The organism is Lelliottia sp. EB106-05-01-XG201 (genome assembly GCF_058791735.1).
Genome location: NZ_JBYTDV010000001.1, coordinates 735,030 through 758,657, shown reverse-complemented (window position 1 = coordinate 758,657; position 23,628 = coordinate 735,030). Strand labels below are relative to the sequence as shown.

At 57.4% G+C, this 23,628-nt stretch carries 20 protein-coding genes; 10 read left to right on the top strand and 10 right to left on the bottom strand.

What is annotated here, in order from left to right; all coding sequences use genetic code 11:
* Positions 1 to 144 precede the first annotated feature (144 nt).
* The gene (gene metC, locus AC3WS9_RS03560) at positions 145 to 1,332 is read left to right on the top strand and encodes a cystathionine beta-lyase (RefSeq protein ID WP_285158774.1); all 1,188 of its coding nucleotides are present in this window, start codon (positions 145 to 147) and stop codon (positions 1,330 to 1,332) included.
* A 142-nt stretch (positions 1,333 to 1,474) separates the two neighbouring features.
* Positions 1,475 to 2,134 (top strand): DedA family general envelope maintenance protein YghB, encoded by a 660-nt coding sequence (yghB, locus tag AC3WS9_RS03555; protein ID WP_282494313.1) that lies wholly within the window; start codon positions 1,475 to 1,477, stop codon positions 2,132 to 2,134.
* A gap of 50 nt (positions 2,135 to 2,184) precedes the next feature.
* Here the strand turns inward: yghB and AC3WS9_RS03550 are convergent, their stop codons facing one another.
* Positions 2,185 to 3,084 carry an AraC family transcriptional regulator gene (locus AC3WS9_RS03550; protein WP_282494312.1) on the bottom strand — a complete coding sequence of 300 codons (900 nt, stop codon included), beginning with the start codon at positions 3,082 to 3,084 and terminating at the stop codon, positions 2,185 to 2,187.
* Positions 3,085 to 3,279: 195 nt separating this feature from the next.
* Here AC3WS9_RS03550 and yqhD point away from each other — a divergent pair, with 195 nt between their 5' ends.
* Positions 3,280 to 4,443: an alcohol dehydrogenase gene (gene yqhD, locus AC3WS9_RS03545; protein WP_492486749.1), complete on the top strand. Its 1,164-nt coding sequence runs from the start codon at positions 3,280 to 3,282 to the stop codon at positions 4,441 to 4,443.
* Between the two features lie 104 nt (positions 4,444 to 4,547).
* Complete coding sequence (dkgA, locus tag AC3WS9_RS03540; protein ID WP_282494310.1) at positions 4,548 to 5,375, top strand: 2,5-didehydrogluconate reductase DkgA; 828 nt, start codon at positions 4,548 to 4,550, stop codon at positions 5,373 to 5,375.
* A gap of 99 nt (positions 5,376 to 5,474) precedes the next feature.
* Here dkgA and AC3WS9_RS03535 read toward each other — a convergent pair whose 3' ends face one another.
* From AC3WS9_RS03535 to AC3WS9_RS03515, 5 genes are all read right to left on the bottom strand, one after another.
* Positions 5,475 to 7,646: a YgiQ family radical SAM protein gene (locus AC3WS9_RS03535; protein WP_282494309.1), complete on the bottom strand. Its 2,172-nt coding sequence runs from the start codon at positions 7,644 to 7,646 to the stop codon at positions 5,475 to 5,477.
* Positions 7,647 to 7,827: 181 nt separating this feature from the next.
* The gene (gene ftsP / locus AC3WS9_RS03530) at positions 7,828 to 9,240 is read right to left on the bottom strand and encodes a cell division protein FtsP (RefSeq protein WP_282494308.1); all 1,413 of its coding nucleotides are present in this window, start codon (positions 9,238 to 9,240) and stop codon (positions 7,828 to 7,830) included.
* Between the two features lie 58 nt (positions 9,241 to 9,298).
* On the bottom strand, positions 9,299 to 10,036 hold the full coding sequence (gene plsC / locus AC3WS9_RS03525) for a 1-acylglycerol-3-phosphate O-acyltransferase (protein WP_282494307.1): 738 nt from the start codon (positions 10,034 to 10,036) through the stop codon (positions 9,299 to 9,301).
* Between the two features lie 124 nt (positions 10,037 to 10,160).
* Positions 10,161 to 12,419 carry a DNA topoisomerase IV subunit A gene (gene parC / locus AC3WS9_RS03520; RefSeq protein ID WP_492486746.1) on the bottom strand — a complete coding sequence of 753 codons (2,259 nt, stop codon included), beginning with the start codon at positions 12,417 to 12,419 and terminating at the stop codon, positions 10,161 to 10,163.
* Positions 12,420 to 12,538: 119 nt separating this feature from the next.
* Positions 12,539 to 12,940, bottom strand: a complete 402-nt coding sequence (locus AC3WS9_RS03515; protein WP_282494305.1) for a YgiW/YdeI family stress tolerance OB fold protein — start codon at positions 12,938 to 12,940, stop codon at positions 12,539 to 12,541.
* Between the two features lie 149 nt (positions 12,941 to 13,089).
* Between AC3WS9_RS03515 and qseB the strand changes: the two genes are divergently transcribed.
* The 4 genes from qseB (at position 13,090) to AC3WS9_RS03495 (ending at position 16,128) form a co-directional block, all read left to right on the top strand.
* Positions 13,090 to 13,749 carry a quorum sensing response regulator transcription factor QseB gene (gene qseB, locus AC3WS9_RS03510; protein ID WP_492490298.1) on the top strand — a complete coding sequence of 220 codons (660 nt, stop codon included), beginning with the start codon at positions 13,090 to 13,092 and terminating at the stop codon, positions 13,747 to 13,749.
* The gene (qseC, locus tag AC3WS9_RS03505) at positions 13,746 to 15,095 is read left to right on the top strand and encodes a quorum sensing histidine kinase QseC (RefSeq protein ID WP_492486744.1); all 1,350 of its coding nucleotides are present in this window, start codon (positions 13,746 to 13,748) and stop codon (positions 15,093 to 15,095) included. Before qseB ends, qseC begins: the two co-directional genes overlap by 4 nt.
* Positions 15,096 to 15,201: 106 nt before the next feature.
* Positions 15,202 to 15,783, top strand: coding sequence for an NAD(P)H-dependent oxidoreductase (locus tag AC3WS9_RS03500; protein WP_103948117.1), 582 nt, complete (start codon positions 15,202 to 15,204; stop codon positions 15,781 to 15,783).
* Between the two features lie 30 nt (positions 15,784 to 15,813).
* Positions 15,814 to 16,128 carry a putative quinol monooxygenase gene (locus tag AC3WS9_RS03495; protein WP_285148391.1) on the top strand — a complete coding sequence of 105 codons (315 nt, stop codon included), beginning with the start codon at positions 15,814 to 15,816 and terminating at the stop codon, positions 16,126 to 16,128.
* Positions 16,129 to 16,229: 101 nt separating this feature from the next.
* Here AC3WS9_RS03495 and AC3WS9_RS03490 read toward each other — a convergent pair whose 3' ends face one another.
* The 3 genes from AC3WS9_RS03490 to AC3WS9_RS03480 are packed head-to-tail and all read right to left on the bottom strand — an operon-like array spanning position 16,230 to position 20,562.
* A complete protein-coding gene (locus AC3WS9_RS03490; protein WP_492486741.1) occupies positions 16,230 to 17,417 on the bottom strand; it encodes a glycoside hydrolase family 88 protein in 1,188 nt (395 codons plus the stop codon).
* A gap of 28 nt (positions 17,418 to 17,445) precedes the next feature.
* Positions 17,446 to 18,711: an oligosaccharide MFS transporter gene (locus AC3WS9_RS03485; RefSeq protein ID WP_282494300.1), complete on the bottom strand. Its 1,266-nt coding sequence runs from the start codon at positions 18,709 to 18,711 to the stop codon at positions 17,446 to 17,448.
* Between the two features lie 33 nt (positions 18,712 to 18,744).
* Positions 18,745 to 20,562 (bottom strand): DUF2264 domain-containing protein, encoded by a 1,818-nt coding sequence (locus tag AC3WS9_RS03480; protein ID WP_492486739.1) that lies wholly within the window; start codon positions 20,560 to 20,562, stop codon positions 18,745 to 18,747.
* Positions 20,563 to 20,728: 166 nt separating this feature from the next.
* Between AC3WS9_RS03480 and AC3WS9_RS03475 the strand changes: the two genes are divergently transcribed.
* Both AC3WS9_RS03475 and AC3WS9_RS03470 read left to right on the top strand, forming a co-directional pair.
* On the top strand, positions 20,729 to 21,568 hold the full coding sequence (locus AC3WS9_RS03475) for a helix-turn-helix transcriptional regulator (RefSeq protein WP_492486737.1): 840 nt from the start codon (positions 20,729 to 20,731) through the stop codon (positions 21,566 to 21,568).
* 255 nt (positions 21,569 to 21,823) lie between these two features.
* Complete coding sequence (locus AC3WS9_RS03470) at positions 21,824 to 22,786, top strand: IS110 family RNA-guided transposase (protein WP_492486735.1); 963 nt, start codon at positions 21,824 to 21,826, stop codon at positions 22,784 to 22,786.
* An 87-nt stretch (positions 22,787 to 22,873) separates the two neighbouring features.
* On the opposite strand, the gene deoD is transcribed toward AC3WS9_RS03470, so the two are convergent.
* The gene (gene deoD, locus AC3WS9_RS03465; RefSeq protein ID WP_095280675.1) at positions 22,874 to 23,596 is read right to left on the bottom strand and encodes a purine-nucleoside phosphorylase; all 723 of its coding nucleotides are present in this window, start codon (positions 23,594 to 23,596) and stop codon (positions 22,874 to 22,876) included.
* Between the last annotated feature and the right edge of the window lie 32 nt (positions 23,597 to 23,628).

Genomic DNA, 23,628 nt, shown 5'->3' with positions numbered 1-23,628 from the left:
TCATTTTCCTTGCGCTTACGCAGTAAAAATTTCTTATGCGTATTTTTCATAAAATATTGTGCTTATTCGCTAAGCATCCGGGTGCAGATTCTCGCAATCGTGGTAGTCTGGACGTCCAGACGGATAAAAACAGGTTTAGCGAACATGACAGAGAAGCATCTTGATACCACGCTCGTTCAGGCCGGACGCAGTAAAAAGTACACTCAGGGCTCGGTCAATAGCGTGATTCAGCGCGCCTCCTCGCTGGTCTTCGATACGGTTGAGGCCAAGAAACACGCCACCCGCAACCGGGCGAAAGGCGAACTGTTTTACGGGCGTCGCGGTACGCTGACCCATTTCTCATTGCAGGAAGCGATGTGCGAGCTGGAAGGCGGCGTCGGCTGCGCCCTGTTCCCGTGCGGCGCGGCGGCGGTGGCGAACACCATTCTGGCGTTTGTTGAGCAGGGCGATCATATCCTGATGACCAACACCGCCTACGAACCGAGCCAGGATTTCTGCACCAAAATCCTCACCCGTCTGGGCGTCACCACCGGCTGGTTCGATCCGCTGATCGGCGAAGGCATTGCCGAACTTATTCAACCTAATACACGCATCGTGTTTCTGGAATCTCCCGGCTCGATCACCATGGAAGTGCACGACGTCCCGGCGATCGTCCGCGCGGTGCGCCGCGTCGCGCCTGAGGCGATTATCATCATCGATAACACCTGGGCGGCGGGCGTACTGTTTAAAGCCCTCGAGTTTGATATCGACATCTCGATTCAGGCGGCAACCAAATATCTCATCGGCCACTCGGACGGCATGATCGGCACGGCGGTGTCGAACGCCCGCTGCTGGGATCAGCTGCGAGAGAATGCTTACCTGATGGGGCAGATGGTCGATGCCGATACGGCGTACATGACCAGCCGCGGCATTCGAACCCTGGGCGTGCGTCTGCGTCAGCATCACGAAAGCAGCCTGAAAATTGCCGAATGGCTGGCGCAACATCCGCAGGTGGAACGCGTCAATCACCCGGCGCTGCCGGGCAGCAAAGGCCACGAGTTCTGGAAACGTGATTTTACGGGCAGCAGCGGGTTGTTCTCATTTGTGCTTAAAAAGCGCCTGAACAACGACGAGCTGGCGGCCTACCTGGATAACTTCTCGCTCTTCAGCATGGCCTACTCCTGGGGCGGCTTCGAATCACTGATTCTGCCGAATCAGCCCGAGCAACTGGCCGAGCTGCGTCCCGGCGGGGAAATCGACTTTACCGGCACGCTAATCCGCCTGCATATCGGTTTAGAAAATGTTGATGATCTGCTCGCGGATTTGTCGGCAGGTTTTGCACGTATCGTGTAGAGTGCAGGCTGTAAACGTACTCCCGGACGGTTTTACAGACACTGACAGCAGAAAAGTCTGCGTTTGTTGCGTCCGCGATCAACCCAAGCCGGGTAAATCAGGAGTACAATAGCCGCATATCCGTTGTTCCACAGGAAAGTCCATGGCTGTCATTCAAGATATTATCGCTGCGCTCTGGCAACACGATTTTGCCGCGCTGGCGGACCCGCACGTTGTGGGTGTTGTTTATTTCGTTATGTTTGCCACGCTATTTCTGGAAAACGGTCTGCTGCCTGCCTCGTTTCTCCCTGGCGACAGCCTGCTGTTATTAGCGGGTGCGTTAATCGGTAAAGGCGTTATGGACTTCGCCCCGACGGTCGTGATTTTAACCTCCGCCGCCAGCCTCGGCTGCTGGCTGAGCTATTTGCAGGGCCGCTGGCTCGGGAATACCCGCGTGGTGAAAGGCTGGCTGGCACAGCTGCCGGTCAAATACCATGAAAGAGCCACCTGCATGTTCGACCGCCACGGTCTGCTGGCACTGCTGGCCGGGCGTTTTCTGGCATTTATTCGCACCCTGCTGCCGACCATGGCCGGGATTTCTGGCCTGTCGAACCGTCGCTTCCAGTTCTTTAACTGGCTGAGCGCTGTGCTGTGGGTCGGCGTGGTGACCTCCCTGGGTTATGCCATCAGCATGATCCCGTTTGTGAAACGCCACGAAGATCAGGTGATGACCTTCCTGATGATCCTGCCGATGTTCCTGCTGGTCGCGGGTCTGATCGGGACGCTGGTGGTCGTGATTAAGAAGAAATACTGCAGCGCCTGATTTTGCTGCCTCGCCGGGCGGCGCTGCGCTTGCCCGGCCTACCATCCTTTTTAAACGCCCTGCATCATCCTGATACGTGCGGCATCTTCCCCCGGCGTCACGCCAAAATAGCGTTTAAACTCACGGCTGAACTGCGACGCGCTTTCGTAGCCAACGCGCATCGCCGCGGCGCTAGCTTTCATACCGTCGTGGATCATCAGCATCCGCGCTTTGTGCAGGCGATAGCTTTTCAGATACTGCAGCGGCGAGGTGCTGGTGACCGATTTGAAGTTATGGTGAAACGCCGAAACGCTCATGTTGGCTTCTGACGCCAGCTCATCGACGCTCAGGTTTTCCGTGTACTGACTTTCAATACGTTTCAGCACCCGGCTGATCAGGCTGAAATGGGTCTGACGACTCACCAGCGCCAGCAGCGCCCCGCCGCCCGGCCCCATCAGCACGTGATAGAGGATCTCGCGGATAATCTGCTTACCGAGAATGCGCGCGTCGAGCGGGCGTTCCATCACATCCAGCAGGCGCTCAATGGCGCAGAGGATCTCGTCCGAGAGCGTGGCCGAGTTGATTCCGCTTGCCGCCATCGCGGGCTGGAACAGTTCGTCTTCGCCGATATCCATCAGCAGCTCCTGAAGCTGAAGAATATCCACATTCACGCGAATACCGGCCAGCGGAACCGCCTCTGTCGCGAAAGTTTCACATTCAAAGGGTAAAGGTACTGTCAGGAGCAAATATTCATTGGTGTCGTAGCGGAACACGCGTTCGTTGATATAGCCAATTTTATGACCCGAAAAGAGAAATACGATGCCAGGCTGATACATCACCGGCGTGCGCGTCCCGGGCTGTGTACCGTACAACAGACGGATATCCGGCAGCAGCTCAGTGAGGTTATTTTCTTTATCTTTCAGTCTATTAATTTGACCTGTCAATTGCAGGCAAATCTCATCGCGGTTCATTTTGGTTCGCTCCGGCCAGGGTTTCCACTGATGCCAGTTTGCGCATCTTTTTCCCTTTTCTCCAGCCCTCTGTAGAAATGGGCAAGACAACGGCAGGAATGTGCATTGAGAGGCGGGCGTCCGATGTCCACAATGGGCACCATCAGGCAGCCATCGACGCCGCCACGTTTTTCACCCACCTAAAGGGCACGAGCAATGAATAATTTTAACCTGCACACCCCAACCCGCATTCTGTTTGGTAAAGACGCCATCGCCGATCTGCGCGACCAGATCCCAGCTGGCGCCCGTGTACTGATCACCTACGGCGGCGGCAGCGTCAAGAAAACTGGCGTTCTGGACCAGGTTTACAGCGCGCTGAAAGGCGTGGACGTGCGTGAGTTCGGCGGCATCGAGCCAAACCCGTCTTACGAAACGCTGATGAACGCGGTCAAAATCGCCCGCGATGAGAAGATCACTTTCCTGCTGGCGGTCGGCGGCGGTTCGGTTCTCGACGGCACGAAATTTATCGCCGCAGCTGCACACTATGCTGACGGCGTGGATCCGTGGGAAATCCTGCAAACCGGCGGGAGCAAAATCACCAGCGCGATCCCAATGGGTTCCGTGCTGACCTTGCCAGCGACCGGTTCTGAATCCAACAAAGGCGCGGTCATCTCGCGCAAAACCACCGGTGACAAACAGGCGTTCATGAACGAGCACGTTCAGCCGGTGTTTGCGGTTCTCGACCCGGTTTACACCTACACCCTGCCGCCGCGTCAGGTGGCGAACGGCGTGGTGGATGCTTTTGTTCACACCGTTGAGCAGTACGTGACTTACCCGGTGAACGGCAAAATTCAGGATCGTTTCGCGGAAGGCATTCTGCTGACCCTGGTCGAAGACGGCCCGAAAGCGCTGCAAGAGCCGGAAAACTACGACGTGCGTGCCAACGTGATGTGGGCCGCGACTCAGGCGCTGAACGGTCTGATTGGCGCTGGCGTGCCGCAGGACTGGGCCACCCACATGCTGGGCCACGAGCTGACGGCGATGCACGGTCTGGATCACGCCCAGACGCTGGCGGTGGTTCTGCCTGCGTTGTGGAATGAAAAACGCGATACCAAACGTGAAAAACTGCTGCAATACGGCGAGCGCGTCTGGAATATCACTTCCGGTTCTGACGACGAGCGTATCGACGCGGCTATCGCGGCGACCCGCAACTTCTTCGAATCGCTGGGCGTGCCAACTCGCTTGTCTGGTTACGGACTTGACGGCAGCTCCATTCCTGCCCTGCTGGCTAAACTCGAAGAGCACGGAATGACGCAACTGGGCGAAAAACACGACATTACGCTGGACGTCAGCCGTCGCATTTACGAAGCGGCCCGCTAAGCGTTTTTGTCATCCCGCCTTTCGTTTTTTGACATTTCGTCCAGACTTAATGCACACCACATCACCGGGGACACCCCCGGTGATGAGCAAATGGAGGAGGAAAAATGGCAAACCAAACCCTAATCAAGCTTCAGGACGGCAACGTCATGCCCCAGCTGGGGCTCGGCGTCTGGAAAGCCGGCAATGACGAGGTCGTTTCCGCCATTCACAAAGCACTGGAAGTCGGCTATCGGTCTATCGATACCGCCGCCGCATACAAAAATGAAGACGGCGTGGGCAAAGCCTTGTCCAGCGCTGACATCTCTCGCGATGAGTTATTCATCACCACCAAACTGTGGAACGACGACCAGAAACGCCCGCGCGAAGCCCTGCTGGAAAGCCTGGAAAAACTCCAGCTCGATTTCGTGGATCTCTATCTGATGCACTGGCCCGTTCCGGCCATCGATCATTACGTTGAGGCCTGGAAAGGGCTGATCGACCTGCAACAAGAGGGGCTGGTGAAGAGCATCGGCGTCTGTAATTTCCAGATCCATCATCTGCAGCGTCTGATTGATGAAACGGGCGTCGCGCCGGTAATTAATCAGATCGAGCTGCACCCGCTGATGCAGCAGCGTCAGCTGCACTCCTGGAACGCCACCCACAAAATTCAGACCGAATCCTGGAGCCCGCTGGCTCAGGGCGGCGAAGGCGTGTTCGATCAGAAAATCATTCGGGATCTTGCTGAGAAGTACGGCAAAACTGCCGCGCAGATTGTCATTCGCTGGCATCTGGACAGCGGCCTGGTGGTGATCCCGAAATCGGTTACTCCGTCGCGCATTGCCGAGAACTTCGACGTCTGGGATTTCCGTCTGGATAAAGAGGAGTTGAGCGAGATAGCGAAGCTGGATCAGGGCAAGCGGTTGGGACCGGATCCGGATCAGTTCGGAGGTTAACGCAGTCAAAAAAGCCGGGTGGCGGCTTCGCCTTACCCGGCCTACAAAATCTACAAAATCGTAGGCCCGGTAAGCGCAACGCCGCCGGGCAACACAGGCTTAACGCCCCGCCACTTTCCCACGTTTTTTGTTCGCCGCCGGCGTCTGACGCTGATGCGCCACCGGCGTATGCTTGGTCAATGCCGGGCGCGTATGGCGGTTCTGACGACGCGCTTCGCGCATCTCATCCAGCGTTGGCGCAGGCACCAGGCACTCGCGGCGCGAACCAATCAGATGCTTTTTACCCATATCTTCCAGCGCCTGACGGATCAGCGGCCAGTTCGCCGGATCGTGATAGCGCAGCAGGGCCTTATGCAGACGGCGCTGTTTGTCGCCCTTCGGCACCACCACATCTTCACTCTTATAACCAATCTTACTCAGCGGGTTCTTGCCGGTGTAATACATGGTCGTCGAGTTCGCGAGCGGCGACGGATAGAAGTTCTGCACCTGGTCGAGGCGGAAACGGCGCTGCTTCAGCCACAGGGCCAGATTCACCATGTCCTCATCGCGCGTACCGGGGTGCGCGGAGATGAAGTACGGGATCAGGTACTGCTCTTTACCCGCTTGTTTGGAGTAGGTATCAAACAGCTCTTTGAATCGGTCGTAACTGCCCATGCCCGGCTTCATCATCTTCGACAGCGGGCCCTCTTCCGTGTGCTCAGGGGCAATCTTCAGATAACCACCGACGTGGTGGGTCGCCAGCTCTTTGATGTAACGCGGATCTTCCACGGCGATGTCGTAACGCACGCCGGAGGCGATCAGGATCTTCTTGATGCCTTTCAGATCGCGAGCGCGGCGGTAGAGGTTGATCGTCGGCTCGTGGTTGGTGTCCATGTGCTGACAGATGTCAGGATAGACACACGACAGACGGCGGCAGGTTTGCTCCGCGCGCGGGGATTTGCAGCGTAGCATATACATGTTGGCCGTTGGGCCACCGAGATCGGAGATCACGCCGGTAAAGCCCGGAACCGAGTCGCGAATGGCTTCGATCTCGTTAACTATCGAATCTTCCGAGCGGCTCTGGATAATGCGCCCTTCGTGCTCGGTGATCGAACAGAATGAACACCCGCCGAAGCAGCCGCGCATGATGTTGATCGAGAAGCGGATCATCTCGTACGCCGGAATGCGGCTGTTGCCATACGCTGGGTGCGGAATGCGTTTGTACGGCAGGGCAAAAACGCTGTCCATCTCTTCGGTAGAGAGCGGGATCGCCGGTGGGTTGACCCAGATATAGCGCTCGCCGTGCTTTTGCATCAGGGCACGCGCGCAGCCAGGGTTGGTTTCGTGGTGCAGAATGCGTGACGCGTGGGCGTACAGCACTTTGTCCGCTTTCACTTTCTCGAAGGAAGGCAGCAGCACGTAGGTTTTTTCCCAGGGTTTTGGGCGCGGCGGCTGCACGACAACGGCTTTGGCTTCGGCCTTCTTCGGTTCGACCGGTTTGTTGTCAGCGCACGGCAGATCTTCGCCGTACGGATGTGGGATCGGGTCGATTTTGCCCGGCATATCGATGATGCGGGAATCCACTCCGCTCCAGCCCGGCAGCGCCTCTTTCACCATGATCGCGGTATTACGCACGTCGCGGATATTGCCCACCGGTTCGCCCTGCGCCAGACGGTGCGCCACTTCCACCAGCGGGCGCTCGCCGTTGCCGAAGATCAGCATGTCGGCTTTGGAATCCACCAGCACCGAACGGCGCACGGTATCAGACCAGTAATCGTAATGCGCGGTACGGCGCAGGCTCGCTTCGATGCCACCCAGGATGACCGGCACGTCTTTCCATGCTTCTTTGCAACGCTGGGTGTAAACCAAAGTGGCGCGATCCGGACGCTTGCCCGCGACGTTATCGGCGGTGTAAGCATCGTCGTGACGCAGTTTGCGATCGGCGGTGTAACGGTTGATCATCGAGTCCATGTTCCCGGCGGTGACGCCGAAGAACAGGTTCGGTTTGCCGAGGCTCATGAACGCCTCTTTGCTGTTCCAGTCCGGCTGGGAGATGATCCCCACGCGGAAGCCCTGCGCCTCCAGCATACGGCCACAGATCGCCATGCCGAAGCTCGGGTGATCGACGTAGGCATCGCCTGTCACCAGAATAATGTCGCAGCTGTCCCAGCCCAGTTGGTCCATCTCTTCGCGGGACATCGGCAGGAATGGCGCCGGTCCAAAGCAGGCCGCCCAGTACTGGGGCCAGGAGAAGAGGTCTCGATCCGGCTGGATCAGGGATATTGCGCTCATAATGCTTCCGAAGAAAAAATAAACAAAGGGCGGGGATTATACGCTGGATTTATACGTGAAATGAAGGGGTATTGTGCGGGCAGGTGCCGCTGATGCCCGGTGGCGCTGCGCTTACCGGGCCTGGGTTCCAGGGTTTGTAGGCCGGGTAAGGCGAAGCCGCCACCCGGCGTATAGATGCAAATTACACCAGCGGATTCACCAGCAGCTGCCCCACTGAACCGCGATCCGCCATCTCCAGCGTCTGGCTGTGGAACAGGAACGGGAAGTGCGGCCACGAAGGCTGACCGTAGTAGACCAGCAGTTCCACCTGCCCGTCGACCCAGACCGTATCTTTCCAGCCCCTGTCTTCCGGGAACGGCATCGCGCCGTTAACGTTGCGGATCAGGAAGCTCACCCCTTCGATGTGGAACGCCTGCGGCATTTCCGCGCGCACGGTCCAGCGCTCCCAGGAGCCCTGCTGGGCGGTGATATCAATGCGGTTCACATCCCACAGCGCGCCGTTGATGCCCGGATCGTCGCCGAGACTGATATCGCGACTGCGCACCGGCGTTCCGCTCATGATCTCGTCCGGCAGTAAACGCATCGGCAGGCTGTCCGTCACCAGCGGCAACAGACCGGTCGGGCGCAGGGTTAACACCAGCGTTGAGACCAGAATACTGGACGGTTCGAAGAAGCCGCGAATACGGTCGACGATGCTCGCCGCCTCGCCGCAGGTAATCGACACTTCATCCCCGTTGGTCATATCCACGAGGATTTCACGCCGTTCGCCCGGGGCCAGCGCCAGCTGTTTGACGGAAACGGGCGCAGGTAAAAAGCCCTGATCGCCGGAAATCACATGCAGCGCGCGGCCATCGCTCATCTGCAGCTGATAGCGACGCGAGTTGGAGGCATTCAGCAGACGCAGACGCACCCAGCCGCGGGACACTTCGACGTACGGGCTTTGCGCGCCGTTGACCATCAGCGTATCACCGACAAAACCGCCGCTGCCCGGCTCGCTGTACTCCGGCGAGCCAAAGTTATCGAGGCGTTTGTCCTGAATAATGACCGGGAAATCGTCGACGCCATAATGGTTCGGAATCGGCAGCGATTTACTCACTTCGTCTTCCACCAGCCACATCCCCGCCAGACCGTTATAGACCTGCTGCGCGGTGCGGTTTGGCGTATTGGCGTGATACCACAAGGTCGCGGCACTCTGGCGAATCGGCAGCACCGGCGCCCAGTCGGCGCTCGGGGTCATCATACGCGCCGCGCCGCCCATTAGCGGGCCAGGCACCTGCAAACCGCTGATGGTCATGGCGACGTTTTCCGCCAGGCGGTTGCTGTAGATCAGCTTCACGTCATCCCCGCTCCAGACGCGGATCGTCGGCCCAAGATAGCGGCCATTCACGCCCCAGATCGACGCGCGCGTGCCCTGAGTAAAGCTCCAGTGGCTGCGCTGCATGGTCAGGAACAGCGGTTGCCCGCGACGGGACTCCAGTAACGGCGGAATGGGCAGCGGCTGTTGCTGCCCGGCGGCGTTGGCTGTCAGCGGAACCGCGCCAGCACAAAGGGCGATTCCCGAAGCCTGAATAAACTGACGCCGACTGAGTGACATATTTGCTCCATGTGAAACGACGATAAAACCCGGGAATTCATTTCCCTGTAACTCCGGCTTAGATCTTGCCGGAGGCTTCTCTCTCTGCGACTTCTTTGTCGAGCACTTCGATTTGACGCGCCATCAGCTCGCGGCAATGGGCAGCCAGTTCACGAACCTGGTCTTTACCGTATTTGCTGGTGTCGACCGGCGGCAACATTTCCACAATCACCAGCCCGTTTTTCAGGCGGTTAAGATTAATCTTATTCGAAGTATTGGAAACACACACAGGAATAATCGGAACGCCTGCTGCAATTGCGGCGTGAAACGCGCCAGTTTTAAACGGCAGCAGACCGCGACCACGGCTGCGCGTCCCTTCCGGGAACATCCAGATAGAGATTTTGCGTTTCTTAAAGTGATTCACCACTTCGGCGATGGTGCTGTGCGCTTTAGCGCGGTTATTACGGTCGATCAGCAGGTTGCCGGTGAGCCAGTACAGCAGGCCGAAGAACGGCACCCACAGCAGGCTTTTTTTACCGACGGTGACCGTCGGCGGCAGCACGATGTTCGCGGCGGTGACCATATCGTAGTTGTTCTGATGATTGGCGATATAGATAGCGTTGCCGAAGTTTTCCGCGCCTTCCGGCAGGCGGGTTTCGACCTTCAGGCCATACATCGGGGCCAGTCGGCCAAACATACGACCAAAAGTGGAAACATGCTTCGGGTTACGCGGGCTGAACAGGCAGTAAATGCAGCCGAACACGCAGACCAGAATGCAGTAGATAACGGTGAGAATTGAACGAACAATGAATAGCATAGCGACCTCAGAAGCCCTGACCGCTGACAATTATATACTCCAATGTCAGTCAGGTAAGGACTTTATATAAAGACGGAAAATTTTTAGCGAGAACCCCCTCCGGAACGGAGGGGGAGAGGCGAGATTACTCTTCGCTATCGCCCGATTTCGCGCGCAGTGGTGAGTCGATCTCCACGCGGTCAATACGCTGCAGACCGCGCATCAGCGAGCCGCGACGACCGCGCTCACCCACCACTTTCTGCAACTCTTCCGGACGCAGTTTGATCTTACGTTTGCCGACATGAATGGTCAGCGTGCTTTGCGGCGGCAGAATAAAGAGATGCGCCAGCCCGTCTTCGCCTTTCGCCGCTTCCGCCGACGGAATGTTGATGATCTTGTTGCCCTTGCCTTTCGACAGCTGCGGCAGGTCGCTGACCGGGAACATCAGCATGCGTCCGGCATGGGTGATCGCCAGCAGCATATCGCTGTCGTTCTCAATCACCATCGGCGGCATCACGTGCGCGTTGTCCGGGAGGCTGATCATCGCTTTACCCGCGCGGTTGCGGGCAATCAGATCGTTGAAGGTACAGATGAAACCGTAACCGGCGTCGGAGGCCATCAGCAGTTTCTGCTCTTCGCCTTCCATCAGCATGTGATCCACGGTCGCACCCGGCGGCAGCGTCAGCTTGCCGGTGATCGGCTCGCCCTGTCCGCGCGCCGACGGCAGCGTGATCGGGTCGATGGCGTAGCTGCGTCCGGTGGAATCGAGGAACACCACCGGCTGGTTGCTCTTGCCCTTCACCGCCGATTTGAAGCTATCGCCGGATTTGTAGCTCAGGCCCGGCGCGTCGATATCGTGGCCTTTGGCGCTGCGCACCCAGCCGCTTTGGGACAGCACGATCGTCACCGGTTCAGACGGCTGCATGTCGTGCTCGTTCATCGCTTTCGCTTCTTCGCGCTCGTGCAGCGGTGAGCGGCGGTCGTCGCCGAACGCTTCTGCATCCGCCTGCAGCTCTTTCTTCAGCAGGTTGCTCATCTTGCGCTCGGACGCCAGAATCGCCTGCAGCTGATCGCGCTCTTTCGCCTGCTCGTCCTGCTCGCCGCGAATTTTCACCTCTTCCAGTTTGGCGAGGTGGCGCAATTTCAGTTCAAGGATCGCTTCAGCCTGGGTTTCGCTGATGCCAAAACGCGACATCAGAGCCGGCTTCGGTTCGTCCTCGGAGCGGATAATCTCGATGACTTCGTCGATATTGAGGAACGCCACCAGCAAACCTTCGAGGATATGCAGGCGCTTGAGGACTTTTTCCAGACGATAGTTCAGACGGCGGCGCACCGTATCGCGACGGAACGCCAGCCATTCGGTCAGGATCTCCAGCAGGTTTTTCACCGACGGGCGACCGTCCAGACCGATCATGTTCAGGTTGATGCGGTAGCTTTTTTCCAGATCGGTGGTGGCGAACAGGTGGTTCATCACCTGGTCCATATCCACGCGGTTCGAGCGCGGGACAATCACCAGACGCGTCGGGTTTTCGTGGTCCGACTCGTCGCGCAGGTCGTCAACCATCGGCAGCTTTTTGTTGCGCATCTGGGCGGCGATCTGCTCCAGCACTTTCGCGCCGGACACCTGGTGCGGCAGCGCGGTAATGACCACGGCACCGTCTTCTTTATTCCACACCGCGCGCATACGCACGGAGCCGCGACCGTTCTGGTAGATTTTGCGGATTTCGGCGCGGGAGGTGATGATCTCCGCTTCGGTCGGATAGTCCGGCCCCTGCACGATATCCAGCAGCTCATCCAGCGTGGTTTTCGGCTGTTCAATCAGGGTAATCGCGGCTTTTGCCACTTCGCGCAGGTTGTGCGGCGGAATATCCGTCGCCATGCCCACGGCGATACCGGTGGTGCCGTTCAGCAGAATATTCGGCAGACGGGCAGGCAGCATTTTCGGCTCCTGCATGGTGCCGTCGAAGTTTGGCACCCAGTCCACCGTGCCCTGGCCGAGTTCGCCGAGCAGCAGTTCTGCGTATTTAGAGAGGCGGGATTCGGTATAACGCATCGCCGCGAAGGATTTCGGATCGTCCGGTGCTCCCCAGTTTCCCTGGCCGTCGACCAGCGGATAACGGTAAGAGAACGGCTGCGCCATTAATACCATCGCTTCGTAGCAGGCGCTGTCGCCGTGCGGATGGTATTTACCGAGCACATCACCCACGGTACGGGCGGATTTTTTGAATTTGGCGCTGGCGCTCAGGCCCAGCTCAGACATCGCGTAAACGATGCGACGCTGAACCGGTTTCAGGCCATCGCCGATAAACGGCAGTGCCCTGTCCATGATGACGTACATGGAATAGTTCAGATAGGCGTTTTCAGTGAATTCATGTAGCGCGAGGCGCTCTGCCATATCGCTCATTAAATGTCATTCCTCAACTCAGAAACCTGTGGGTTTCAGGCAATATTGCCGCAGATACTACCCTATCTGACGAGTTGAGTCACAAAGAAAAAGGGCCGCGGAATCGGCCCTTTTCATCATTATTTGCTCAGTTTGATGACTTGTTTCACGTCGATTTCAAACTCGTTCCACTCTTTATCGACCTTACCCTGGATCTCGACTTTGTCCTGCGGGCTGATGGTCTGTCCGTTCCAGCGTTTGTGGTCAATTTCCACATTCACCGTGCCGGTGGTATCGCGGAACAGATAGCGGTCATCGGACAGGCGCTCGGTGATGTTCCCGCGCAGTTTGACCCAGCTGTCGTCCTTCTGATCTTTCACTTTGGCCGCGGTGGTCAGGTTGGCGTCGTTATCGACAAAACCGCCCTGCTGGGTCTGGGTTTGTGCCGGTGTGGCGGACGGGCCGTTGAATCCGCCCTCTGCTGCAAATACCGGGGCCGTGGTCATCATCATGATTGCCGTAATGGCTGCGAATTTTTTCATCGTTTTCTCTCCCTTTAATGTGGTGTCGAATGCCATTAAACAGGGTAAACCTTAACGACTTCTTAAGGGGAAAATATAAATTTTATTGCTGTACAGCATGATGTCACAGAGGGTTTACTGCACTTATCTCGCGGCATCAAGGAGGGAACATTCGCATTTTACTGGTAGAAGACGACCGGCTGATTGGTGACGGCATCAAGGCGGGCTTAACGAAAATGGGCTTTAGCGTGGACTGGTTCACCGACGGAGCCACCGGTAAAGCGGCAATTTACACCGCGCCTTTTGATGCGGTGGTGCTCGACCTGACGCTGCCGGGCATGGACGGCCTCGACATTCTGCGCGAATGGCGCGAAAACGGGCGCAATGAGCCGGTGCTGATCCTCACCGCGCGCGATGCTCTCGATCAGCGCGTCGAAGGTTTGCGGCTCGGCGCGGACGACTATCTGTGCAAACCCTTTGCTCTGATCGAAGTGGCGGCGCGCCTCGAAGCGCTGGTGCGACGCAGCCACGGCAAAACCCGCAGCGAACTGCGCCACGGCCCGGTCACGCTCGACCCGGTCAGTCTGGTCGCGACCCTCAACGGCGAAACGCTGGTCCTCAAACCAAAAGAGTTCGCCCTGCTGGAGCTATTGATGCGCAACGCGGGCCGGGTTCTGCCGCGCAAACTGATCGAAGAGAAGCTTTATACCTGGGACGACGACGTCTCCAGCAACGCCGTCGAAGTCCACGTCCACCATTTACGGCGCAAGCTCGGCAGCCATTTTATCCGCACCGTGCACGGCATCGGTTATACCCTGGGTGACGCATGAAACTGACTCAACGCCTGAGCCTGAAGCTGCGCCTGACGCTGCTTTTTCTGGTGCTGTCCCTCGGCGCATGGCTGGCGGCCAGCGTCGTCGCCTGGCAGCAGACCACCCACAAGCTCGATAAGCTGTTCGATACCCAGCAGATGCTGTTTGCCAAACGGCTGATGACCATGGATCTCGACGAGCTCAACGCGCCGGTGCGCATGAGCGACGTGCCGAAAAAAGCCAAACACGGCCATCTGGATGATGACGCGCTGGCGTTTGCCATCTACTCCGCCGACGGGAAAATGCTGCTCAACGACGGCGAGAATGGCCGGGATATTCCTTATCACTATCGCCGCGACGGTTTTACGGACGGGCGGCTGAAGGATGATAACGACGAATGGCGATTCCTGTGGCTGAGCGCGCCGAACGGCAAATACCGGATTGTGGTCGGCCAGGAGTGGGAGTATCGCCAGGAGATGGCGCTGGATATTGTCACCTCACAGCTCACCCCGTGGCTGGTGGCGCTCCCGCTGATGCTGCTGTTGCTGATTGTGTTACTCGCCCGCGAACTGCGTCCGCTGAAAAATCTTGCCCGGACATTGCGCCAGCGGTCACCCGATGCAACCGATCAGCTTGCGACCGACGGGCTACCGACGGAAGTGCGCCCGCTGCTCGACGCCCTGAATCATCTGTTTTCCCGCACCCAGGAGATGATGACCCGAGAGCGGCGCTTTACCTCGGATGCCGCCCACGAACTGCGCAGCCCGCTGGCCGCTCTGAAGGTGCAGACCGAAGTGGCGCAGCTGTCACTCGACGACCCACAGGCGCAGGAAAAAGCGCTCAAACAGCTGCACGCGGGGATCGACCGCGCCTCGCGGCTGGTGGATCAGCTCCTCACCCTGTCACGGCTTGATTCGCTGGAAAATCTCGATGATGTCCAGCCGATCGCGCTGGCGGATCTGCTGCAATCGGCGGTGATGGACAGCTACCATCCGGCGCAGCAGGCGGGCATCGAACTGCGTCTGAACATCCACGCGCCTGAGGTGGTGCGCTCCGGACAGCCGCTGCTGCTGAGCCTGCTGGTGCGCAATCTTCTGGATAATGCCGTGCGCTACAGCCCGCGCGGAAGCGTGGTAGATGTCACCCTGGAAGCCACCCGTTTTATCGTGCGCGACAACGGACCGGGAATTTCTGCTGCCGATTTAGCGCGCATCGGCGAGCGTTTTTATCGTCCGCCGGGCCAGGAACAGACCGGTAGCGGGCTGGGATTATCCATCGTCAAACGTATCGCCACCCTACACGGGATGCGGGTCACCCTTGCCAATGCGCGCGAAGGCGGGTTTGAGGCGACGGTGAGCTGGTAGTCGGATTATTGCCCTATGAGCAAAAGACTTTGCACATTTTGCTCATTTTTCTGCACCGTTATTACGGGTAACATGACTGCCAAACTCGCCAGTCTGAGGACAAATAATGAGCAACATTCTGATTATCAACGGTGCGAAAAAATTCGCCCACTCCAACGGCCAACTGAATGACACCCTGACCGAGGTCGCGGATGGTTTCCTGCGCGACGCCGGGCATGATGTTAAGGTCGTGCGCGCCGACAGCGATTACGACATTCAGGCCGAAGTGCAGAACTTCCTGTGGGCCGACGTGATTGTCTGGCAGATGCCGGGCTGGTGGATGGGCGCGCCGTGGACCGTGAAAAAGTACATGGATGATGTCTTCACCGAAGGTCACGGTTCTCTGTACGCCAGCGATGGCCGCACCCGCTCCGACGCGTCCAAAAAGTACGGTTCTGGCGGTCTGCTGCACGGTAAAAAATACATGCTCTCTCTGACCTGGAATGCTCCGCTGGATGCGTTCACCGATGAAGATCAGTTCTTCCACGGCGTCGGCGTAGACGGTGCTTACCTGCCGTTCCACAAAGCTAACCAGTTCCTGGCGCTGGAGCCACTCCCGACCTTTATCGTCAACGACGTGATTAAAATGCCGGACGTGCCGCGCTATATCGCAGAATATCGCAAGCATCTGGCTGAGATTTTTGCTTAACTGGTAGCCTGGAATTAGAAGGAGTTAATCATGCTTACTGTTATTGCTGAAATCCGTACGCGTCCAGGTCAACATCACCGTCAGGCGGTGCTGGATGAATTTGCGAAGATTATCCCGACCGTGCTGAAAGAAGAAGGCTGCCACGGCTATGCGCCGATGGTCGACACCGCCGCCGGCGTGAGCTTCCAGACCACCGCGCCCGATTCGATCATCATGGTTGAACTGTGGGAAACCGTGGCACACCTGGAAGCGCATCTGCAAACCGCGCACATGAAAGCGTGGAGTGAAGCGGTGAAAGGGAACGTTCTGGAAACGCATATTCGTATTCTGGAGCAAGGGGTTTAAGTTCTGTGGACGTTGCCGGGTGGCACTGCGTTTACCCGGCCTACAAAACCTTAAAACCTAACTCGTAGGCCCGGTAAGCGCAGCGCCACCGGGCTTTTTTATTACCAGTACAACTTCCAGCTCTGGGTAAACCGCACCAGCGCCTCAACGTAGAAATAATCCCCCCAGCTCGCACACTCATCCACCCCTTTGTTGCTCGCCAGGTGGTAAACCGAGTGCTTCAGCAGCCCGTTGCCCTTCTCCTCTTTGCCCATCAGATAGTGACGGGTCAACGATGACATCATCCCTTTCGCCCACTCCAGATAACGCTCGCGATCCGGATCGGTCACCGGGAGATGCTTCACCAGCTCCAGCAAGCCGCACACGGCAATCGCCGCCGACGATGAATCGCGCAGCGCATCGGTGCCCACCAGCGCCAGATCCCAGTGGCAGACGTAATCCTCCGGCAGTCGATTGAGGAAGTAGTTCGCCAGCCGTTTCGACAGGGCGATCATCGTCTCATCGCCGGTGTAGATGTAGCTCAGCAGGAAGCCGTAAATCCCCCACGCCTGGCCGCGCGACCAGCAAGAGTCGTCCGCATAGCCCTGCTGCGTATTGCCGTAGCGCGGCGCGCCGGTTTTCACGTCCATATAGTAGGTATGGAACGTCGAGGCATCCTCGCGGATCAGGTATGTCGCCGCCTGCATCACGTGCGCTTTTGCAGCCCCAGCAAAGCGCGGATCGCCGGTCTGCTCCGTCGCCCAGTAGAGCAGCGGCAGGTTCATGTTGCAGTCGATGATCATCCGCCCGGCCTGTTCGGGGTCAGAAAGATCGCCCCACGCCTGAATGATTTTCGCCTTCTCATGGAAGCGCTCAAGCAGCGCCTCGGCGGCCAGCAGCGAGAAACCGCGCGCTTCGCGGTTGCCGGTCAGACGCCAGGCCGCCACGCACGACAGGGTATACAGAAAGCCTAAATCGTGGGTATTGGTGTCGTGGCGCCCGGCGATGCGCAGGCCGAACGAGCGCACATTTTTCTCGGCCATCGCGCGGAATTTCTCGTCGCCGCTCATTTCCCACGCCAGCCACAGCTGCCCGGTCCAGAAGCTGGTGGTCCACTCGACGTTGTCCGTCAGGGGATAAAAACCCTCCTCACAGGTTTCCGCCGGGAATTTTTCACCGAACTCCGTTAAATGACGGCTAATCAGTTCGAGGACATGATCCCGCGCCGAGCTTAATTCATCCCTGAACACGCGCGCATCAACGGGTGCAGGAATAGCGGACAGGCGTTCCTCTGCGATACGATTTAACATATTTCGGTTCCTTCTTTGACAGCAAAAATTAGCGTGATGGGTGTTGTTCTGCGACGTTAATTGCCTGCGCGCCGCGCCATTTGCTCTGGCAGGCGGATAAGGTAAAGGCAGAAATAAGCGTAAAGGTCAGCGCCGTCGCGCCCATGATGATATAGGTCTGCTCGAAGCCGATGCGGTCATACATATATCCGGCCGGTGAAGAGACCACCACGTTGCCGACATACAGCATCGCCTGATAGCCTAATAAATACATGGTGGCGTTCACGCGTTTATCGAAATGCTCGGCGATATATTTAAATACCGATACCAGCAGGAGACAGATTTCCAGACCGTATAGCGGTTTGAGAATCGAAATTAACAGGTGCGAATCGCACATCCCGGAAATAATCAGGCGCGCGCCGACCACTAATCCGACGATTAATAACCCGCGTTTGGCGCCGATAAAGTTCACGAACAGCGGGATCACCATATACATCAGGAATTCCATCCCCGACTGCACGGTGCCCAGATAACCAAACACCGCGTTGCCCTGATGCACATCGTCGAAGAAGGTGACGAAGTAGCGCGAGAACTGCTGCTCAGCAATAAACATCATCCACGCCACGCCCGCGACATACAGGCAGAAGGCCCAGAACTTGCGGTTACGCAGCAGCGCGTAGACGTCTGACGGCGCGATTTTCTCTTTGGTCAGCACCTCGCCCGCATGGACGGAGTTAGTGTTCACTTTCAGGTTCAGCAGGACAATCAGCATGATGACCGACGCCACGCTGCCCATGATGAAGTTGTAGGCCGGAGAGAGGTTAAACAGCAGCCCGGAGAACGACGACGCCACCGCCCAGCCGAGCGATCCCCACATCCGGATCTGGCCAAACTCCATGCCGTTCAGGCGGCTAAAGCGGTCGGAATAGGATTCGCACGCCGCCACGCCCGCATACCAGGCGAAGCTTAAATAGAGCGCGCCGATAATAATCCCCAGCATCGTGTTGGACATGAGTAACGGCTGATAGACATAAATAAAGAACGGAGCCATCAATGCCGACATCGCGACGACAAAATAGAGCAGATATTTGCTCATGCCGATTTTATCGAGAATATAGCCATAAATCGGTTTCAGAATAACGGAGAACACGCCGTTCACCGCAAATACGGTGCCAATCACCGAACCGCTCAGATTCGCTTTTTGGCCGAGCCAGATCGCCAGCAGGCCAATACTGGCCGACCAGGTAAAGAAATAGAGAAAAATAAAGGTACTGATTTTGTAATATTCGGTTTTATTCGTTGAGCTGATTTTCATAGAATCCTCGCCAACTTGTAGGGTCCAGAGTGTTTATATAAAGAACGACAACTGACGTTCGCTTCCCGGCTCGTGGATCACGACCTGGTTATTGTTGATTTGTAGCCGCGGCGTGACCGCGTAGTTTTTCTGTTCTCCACAGGCAGTGACGGCGCAGCAGAGCCAGCTCTCCCCGACCGGGATTTCAGCCGCGAGCACAGGAATCGACGCGCACTGGGCAAACATCACGCTGCTGTTCGGGGGCGTAACAATGCTGTCGGGCTGGCGGGCCATCGCGGGTGAGAGATCGACAATCACGCTGCTGCCATTTTCCGCATTCAGCACAGACCCGCGCCCCTGCAGGCGATGTTCTGTTTTGATCACCGCGAAGCCGCCCTCCACCGTTTGCAACTTGCGCGCACTATCAATGCGATGCAGGCGCAAATGCCACTCGCCGAACGGCACCAGCCAGGTATCGATATGCACGTCGTGCCACGGCGACCAGCGGGAGAAAATGAAATTCTCATCGACGCGCACCTCTTCGCAGTCGCGACGACCGCGGAAGTAGTTATCACCATCACTGAGCAGCAGCATCGAATCGCAAGCGGCGTGTTTGATGCCGTAGCGCCCGCGCTCAATGGTGAAACCAAAGCGGCTGGAGTAGGCAAATTTGGTGTATTTCGCCTCGGTGTTGACGTAGTTATTCAGCTCCAGCTGCCCGGCGGTGAGCAGGGTGACGTGCTGCGAATCATCGGCGTGGATCAGGATCTGCTGCGCGTTGGGGATCAGGTGTTTTTCCGCGCGTTTCGGCAACGGCTGTTCCTCTGCCTGCCAGAACGGGTGATCCTCTTTCAGCGCCAGGATCAGGTAAGTTTTCAGCGCCCAGTACGGCGATCCAGGGGAGTTGTAGTCCTCGCACATCGCCAGATTGGGGTAGGCAAAACCGAGGGTCAGAATACCGTCGCGATCGAGGATCGGCTGCTGCTGCCACCAGCGCAGATGGCGCAGAATCACGCCTTTCACAATGCCAGGCGTGAACACATCCAGCTCAGAAAATGCCACCGCGCTCCAGAAGGCCACCATCGCAAAACGGTAGGTCAGGCTGCGCCCGAACGGGATCGACGCCCCGTCGGCGGCGGACAGGTAAATGAAATCGTCAGCAAACTGGCGCGCGCGCGCTTTCAGCACCGCCGCCCTCGCCTCGTCACCGCTCAGGGTGGCGTAGATCAGGCCGTAGAAGTGGAACGCCATTGAGATGTAATAGTCTTTCGGGCGGCCTACGCCGTCGGAATACCAGCCGTCGCCGAGGTAGTAGGCCTCCATCAGCGCAAAGCGGCGATCGATGGCGGACTGGTCAAACGGCAGTCCGGCGCGTTTAAAACCGAGCTGGACCATAATGGCAAAATAGTTCCAGTTGCTGTCCGGCATCTGGGCATCGGTTATCTGATTTAGCCACGTATGCAGGTTCTGCACCTCGCGCTCGCTGAACAGATCCGTGAGCCGGTTTTGCAGCAGCGCCAGCCCGAGGCCGTAGGCCGCCATCTCCACCAGACGCTGATCGTAGGGCGCGGTTTCGCCCCAGTAGCCCGCGCTTTGCGGGTCGGTGCCCCGTTTGATGGCGGTGATGTATTTCTCGCTGTATGGCGTGCTGTCGCCAGACGCCAGCAGCGGGAACAGGCCCCACAGGGCGCGCGACAGCCCCTCCATCTGCGCAATATCCGTCGCGTAGTGCGCGCAGGTATCACCCAGCGAAATGCGTGAACTGCCCGGTGCAAACTGCTTATCCAGCGCGCCCAACAGGGAATTTAGCTCCGCCACCACATCCTGACGGGAAGACAATGGATTTGATGTTTCTTTATTTGCCGTCCACATACGCTCGTCCTCGTAATCATCTGCGGCAAAGAATAGTGAATCCATAACCCTCAGAAATGTTAGCCGTGTCACAGGGAAGAGAGATGAATAAACCCGAAGTTGAGAAAATTTAAAAAGGTGGTTTATAACGAGAAGGAGACGGGGAAAAGTTGAGTTTTATTGCACTATGCTTGATTCGCCAAAATCCGACCATCTGGAGCTGATCACCCTCAACGACACCATCGTGTCGTTCAGCCGCCTGTTCGCCAATACCGTGCGCTATCACCACTGGCATCAGTGTCTGGAAATTCTGTACGTCGAAGAGGGATTTGGCGTGGCGATCGTCGATAACCGTCACTACACCATGCGTCCCGGGCGGATGTTTTTCTTCCCGCCGTTTACCCTGCATAAAGTGATGGTGGATGAGCAAGCCGAGGCGATTTATCGCCGCACCATTATCCATCTCGATCACCGGGCGCTGCTGAAAGTGCTGCGCGATTTTCCACAGGCGCAGCAGCGGCTACAAAAACTGTCGCGACGCGGCGGACCCGCGTGGGTGGCCGACGTGGCGCAAAGTCAGATCCATATTAATCATCTGCTCAACTGCTATCAGCCGCCGATGAACAGCGAAAGTATCGCCAGCCTGCTGGTTGGGCTGTTTGCCATGCTGCCGGACGACAGTGACGGCGCGCCGGGGAGCAGTCACGGGATCGCCAGCCAGGTGATGTTCTGGCTGGATGAGAACTATCAGGTCAAATTTAGCCTCGACGCGCTGGCGCTTGAGCTGGGTAAATCCCGCAGCTATGTTTCGCGTAAATTCCACGCCGAGACGGGCGAGAAAATTCACGATTACCTGAATACGCTGCGACTGCGAAAAGCCTGTGAGTGCCTGCTGCACAGCGACGAGAGCGTACGGGATATCGGTGCGCGGGTTGGGTTTTCGGATGTGACGTATTTTATCAGCGCGTTTAAGAAGGGGATCGGCGAGACGCCGTTGCAGTACCGGAAGAATCATTCGGGCGGTTGAGGTTGGGTGCGGTCTGGTGCCCTCACCCCGGCCCTTATGTCTTGATCTTCTCCGCTTCTGCGGAGAAGATCCCCGACTGATCATCGGGAGGTTACCGGTGAGCATCACCCGGCCCTGGTGCCACTGAGCCCGTGGGAGAGATTATGCCCCGGTAACCTGTTTCCCTGTCGCCTCAAGACCGAACGGTATCCTGTGCCCTGAGCACCCACATATAAGGATGGTCCGGCGATATTATTCATAAGGTTACGGAGTGCCATGATGGAGCTTATTCCTGTCGGCGTTGATATCGCCAAACTCAAATTTGATGTCGCCGTCCTGCTGCCTAATCAGAAATACAAAACCAAAAAATTCCCCAACACCTCTGCCGGATGCCGCGAGTTCCTCAGTTGGCTGGCACGTTTTGGCGACTGCCATGTCTGCATGGAAGCGACGGGCTGCTACAGCACTGAACTTGCCACCCTGCTGGCCGATAACGGCTGCTGTGTCAGCCTCGAAAATCCTGCCCGCATACACGCGTTTGGCAATACGGAGCTGACCCGCAACAAAACAGACAAAAGTGATGCGGCACTGATAGCCCGCTACTGCGCCCTGCATCAACCCGCCCCCTGGTATCCTGCACCACTGAGTGAGCGTCAGCTGACGGCGCTGGTACGCCACCTGCGTAATCTGGAAGAGATGCGGCAGATGGAGATGAACCGCCTTGAAGCAGCCGACGAGGTCATTGTTCCCTCACTGCATGAACACGTCGCCATGCTGGATGAACTGATTGACGAAACACGAAAGAAAATCAGCCAGCACATCGATGATAACCCTGACCTGAAGCGGGACAGGGAACTGCTGAAGAGCATCCCCGGGATCGGTGAAATGCTGAGCGTGAGCCTGCTGGCGTTCGCGGGTAATCTGAGACGGTTCAGTGACAGTAAGGCACTGGTGGCTTACGCCGGGCTGAATCCACGGCGCTGTGAGTCGGGGATGTGGAAAGGAAAGAGCAGGCTGTCAAAAGTAGGTCACGCAGAGCTGCGCAGTGCGCTGTATATGCCGGCAGTGGTGGCGGGAAGGTGCAATGAGGTGGTTAAAAATCTGATGGACAGGCTGGCAGCGAGAGGAAAAACAGGGAAGGAACGCGTATGTGCCGGGATGAGAAAACTGCTCCAGCTGGCTTATGGCGTGGTGAAATCCGGACGAGAATTTAATGCTGAAATACCGCTTGCCGGATAACCGACAAGACGGTATCTCTCCCACAGGGAGAGGGAGAAAAGAATGTAGGCCGGGTAAGGCGAAGCCGCCACCCGGCACAAAACAAACTTACTCTTTATCGCCCAGCAGAACAGATTCCAGCGCGATTTTGATCATGTCGTTGAAGGTGGTCTGACGCTCAGCGGCAGTGGTCTGCTCGTGAGTACGGATGTGGTCAGACACGGTGCAGATGGTCAGCGCTTTCGCACCAAACTCAGCCGCGACGCCGTAGATGCCAGCCGCTTCCATTTCCACGCCCAGGATGCCGTATTTTTCCATCACGTCGAACATTTCGCCGCCGTCCGGAGAGTAGAACAGGTCAGCAGAGAAGATGTTACCGACGCGCGCGTCAACGCCCAGCGCTTTGGCTGCGTCTACCGCGTTACGTACCATGCCGAAGTCAGCGATTGCCGCGAAGTCATGATCCTTGAAACGCATACGGTTTACTTTGGAATCGGTGCAAGCACCCATACCGATGACCACGTCACGCAGTTTCACGTCCATACGCACGGCACCGCAAGAGCCCACGCGGATGATTTTCTTCACGCCGAAATCGGTGATCAGCTCTTTGGTGTAGATGGAGCAGGACGGGATACCCATACCGTGGCCCATTACGGAGATTTTGCGGCCTTTGTAAGTCCCGGTGAAGCCCAGCATGCCGCGCACGTTGTTCACTTCACGCACGTCTTCGAGGAAGGTTTCAGCAATGTGCTTCGCGCGCAGCGGGTCGCCAGGCATTAATACTACGTCCGCGAAATCGCCCATTTCTGCATTAATGTGTGGGGTAGCCATCTTCAGATCCTTTTAAAAGTGTTGTTTTGTCG

Bases quoted from the DNA above. Each gene is read 5' to 3' on its own strand.
- parC (WP_492486746.1), bottom strand. From the start codon at position 12,419: ATGAGCGATATGGCAGAGCGCCTCGCGCTACATGAATTCACTGAAAAC.
- AC3WS9_RS03500 (WP_103948117.1), top strand. From the start codon at position 15,202: ATGAGCAACATTCTGATTATCAACGGTGCGAAAAAATTCGCCCACTCC.
- ftsP (WP_282494308.1), bottom strand. From the start codon at position 9,240: ATGTCACTCAGTCGGCGTCAGTTTATTCAGGCTTCGGGAATCGCCCTT.
- AC3WS9_RS03550 (WP_282494312.1), bottom strand. From the start codon at position 3,084: ATGAACCGCGATGAGATTTGCCTGCAATTGACAGGTCAAATTAATAGA.
- deoD (WP_095280675.1), bottom strand. From the start codon at position 23,596: ATGGCTACCCCACACATTAATGCAGAAATGGGCGATTTCGCGGACGTA.
- AC3WS9_RS03515 (WP_282494305.1), bottom strand. From the start codon at position 12,940: ATGAAAAAATTCGCAGCCATTACGGCAATCATGATGATGACCACGGCC.
- AC3WS9_RS03485 (WP_282494300.1), bottom strand. From the start codon at position 18,711: ATGAAAATCAGCTCAACGAATAAAACCGAATATTACAAAATCAGTACC.
- metC (WP_285158774.1), top strand. From the start codon at position 145: ATGACAGAGAAGCATCTTGATACCACGCTCGTTCAGGCCGGACGCAGT.
- AC3WS9_RS03495 (WP_285148391.1), top strand. From the start codon at position 15,814: ATGCTTACTGTTATTGCTGAAATCCGTACGCGTCCAGGTCAACATCAC.
- plsC (WP_282494307.1), bottom strand. From the start codon at position 10,036: ATGCTATTCATTGTTCGTTCAATTCTCACCGTTATCTACTGCATTCTG.
- AC3WS9_RS03470 (WP_492486735.1), top strand. From the start codon at position 21,824: ATGATGGAGCTTATTCCTGTCGGCGTTGATATCGCCAAACTCAAATTT.
- yqhD (WP_492486749.1), top strand. From the start codon at position 3,280: ATGAATAATTTTAACCTGCACACCCCAACCCGCATTCTGTTTGGTAAA.
- AC3WS9_RS03475 (WP_492486737.1), top strand. From the start codon at position 20,729: ATGCTTGATTCGCCAAAATCCGACCATCTGGAGCTGATCACCCTCAAC.
- AC3WS9_RS03480 (WP_492486739.1), bottom strand. From the start codon at position 20,562: ATGTGGACGGCAAATAAAGAAACATCAAATCCATTGTCTTCCCGTCAG.
- qseC (WP_492486744.1), top strand. From the start codon at position 13,746: ATGAAACTGACTCAACGCCTGAGCCTGAAGCTGCGCCTGACGCTGCTT.
- AC3WS9_RS03535 (WP_282494309.1), bottom strand. From the start codon at position 7,646: ATGAGCGCAATATCCCTGATCCAGCCGGATCGAGACCTCTTCTCCTGG.
- AC3WS9_RS03490 (WP_492486741.1), bottom strand. From the start codon at position 17,417: ATGTTAAATCGTATCGCAGAGGAACGCCTGTCCGCTATTCCTGCACCC.
- yghB (WP_282494313.1), top strand. From the start codon at position 1,475: ATGGCTGTCATTCAAGATATTATCGCTGCGCTCTGGCAACACGATTTT.
- dkgA (WP_282494310.1), top strand. From the start codon at position 4,548: ATGGCAAACCAAACCCTAATCAAGCTTCAGGACGGCAACGTCATGCCC.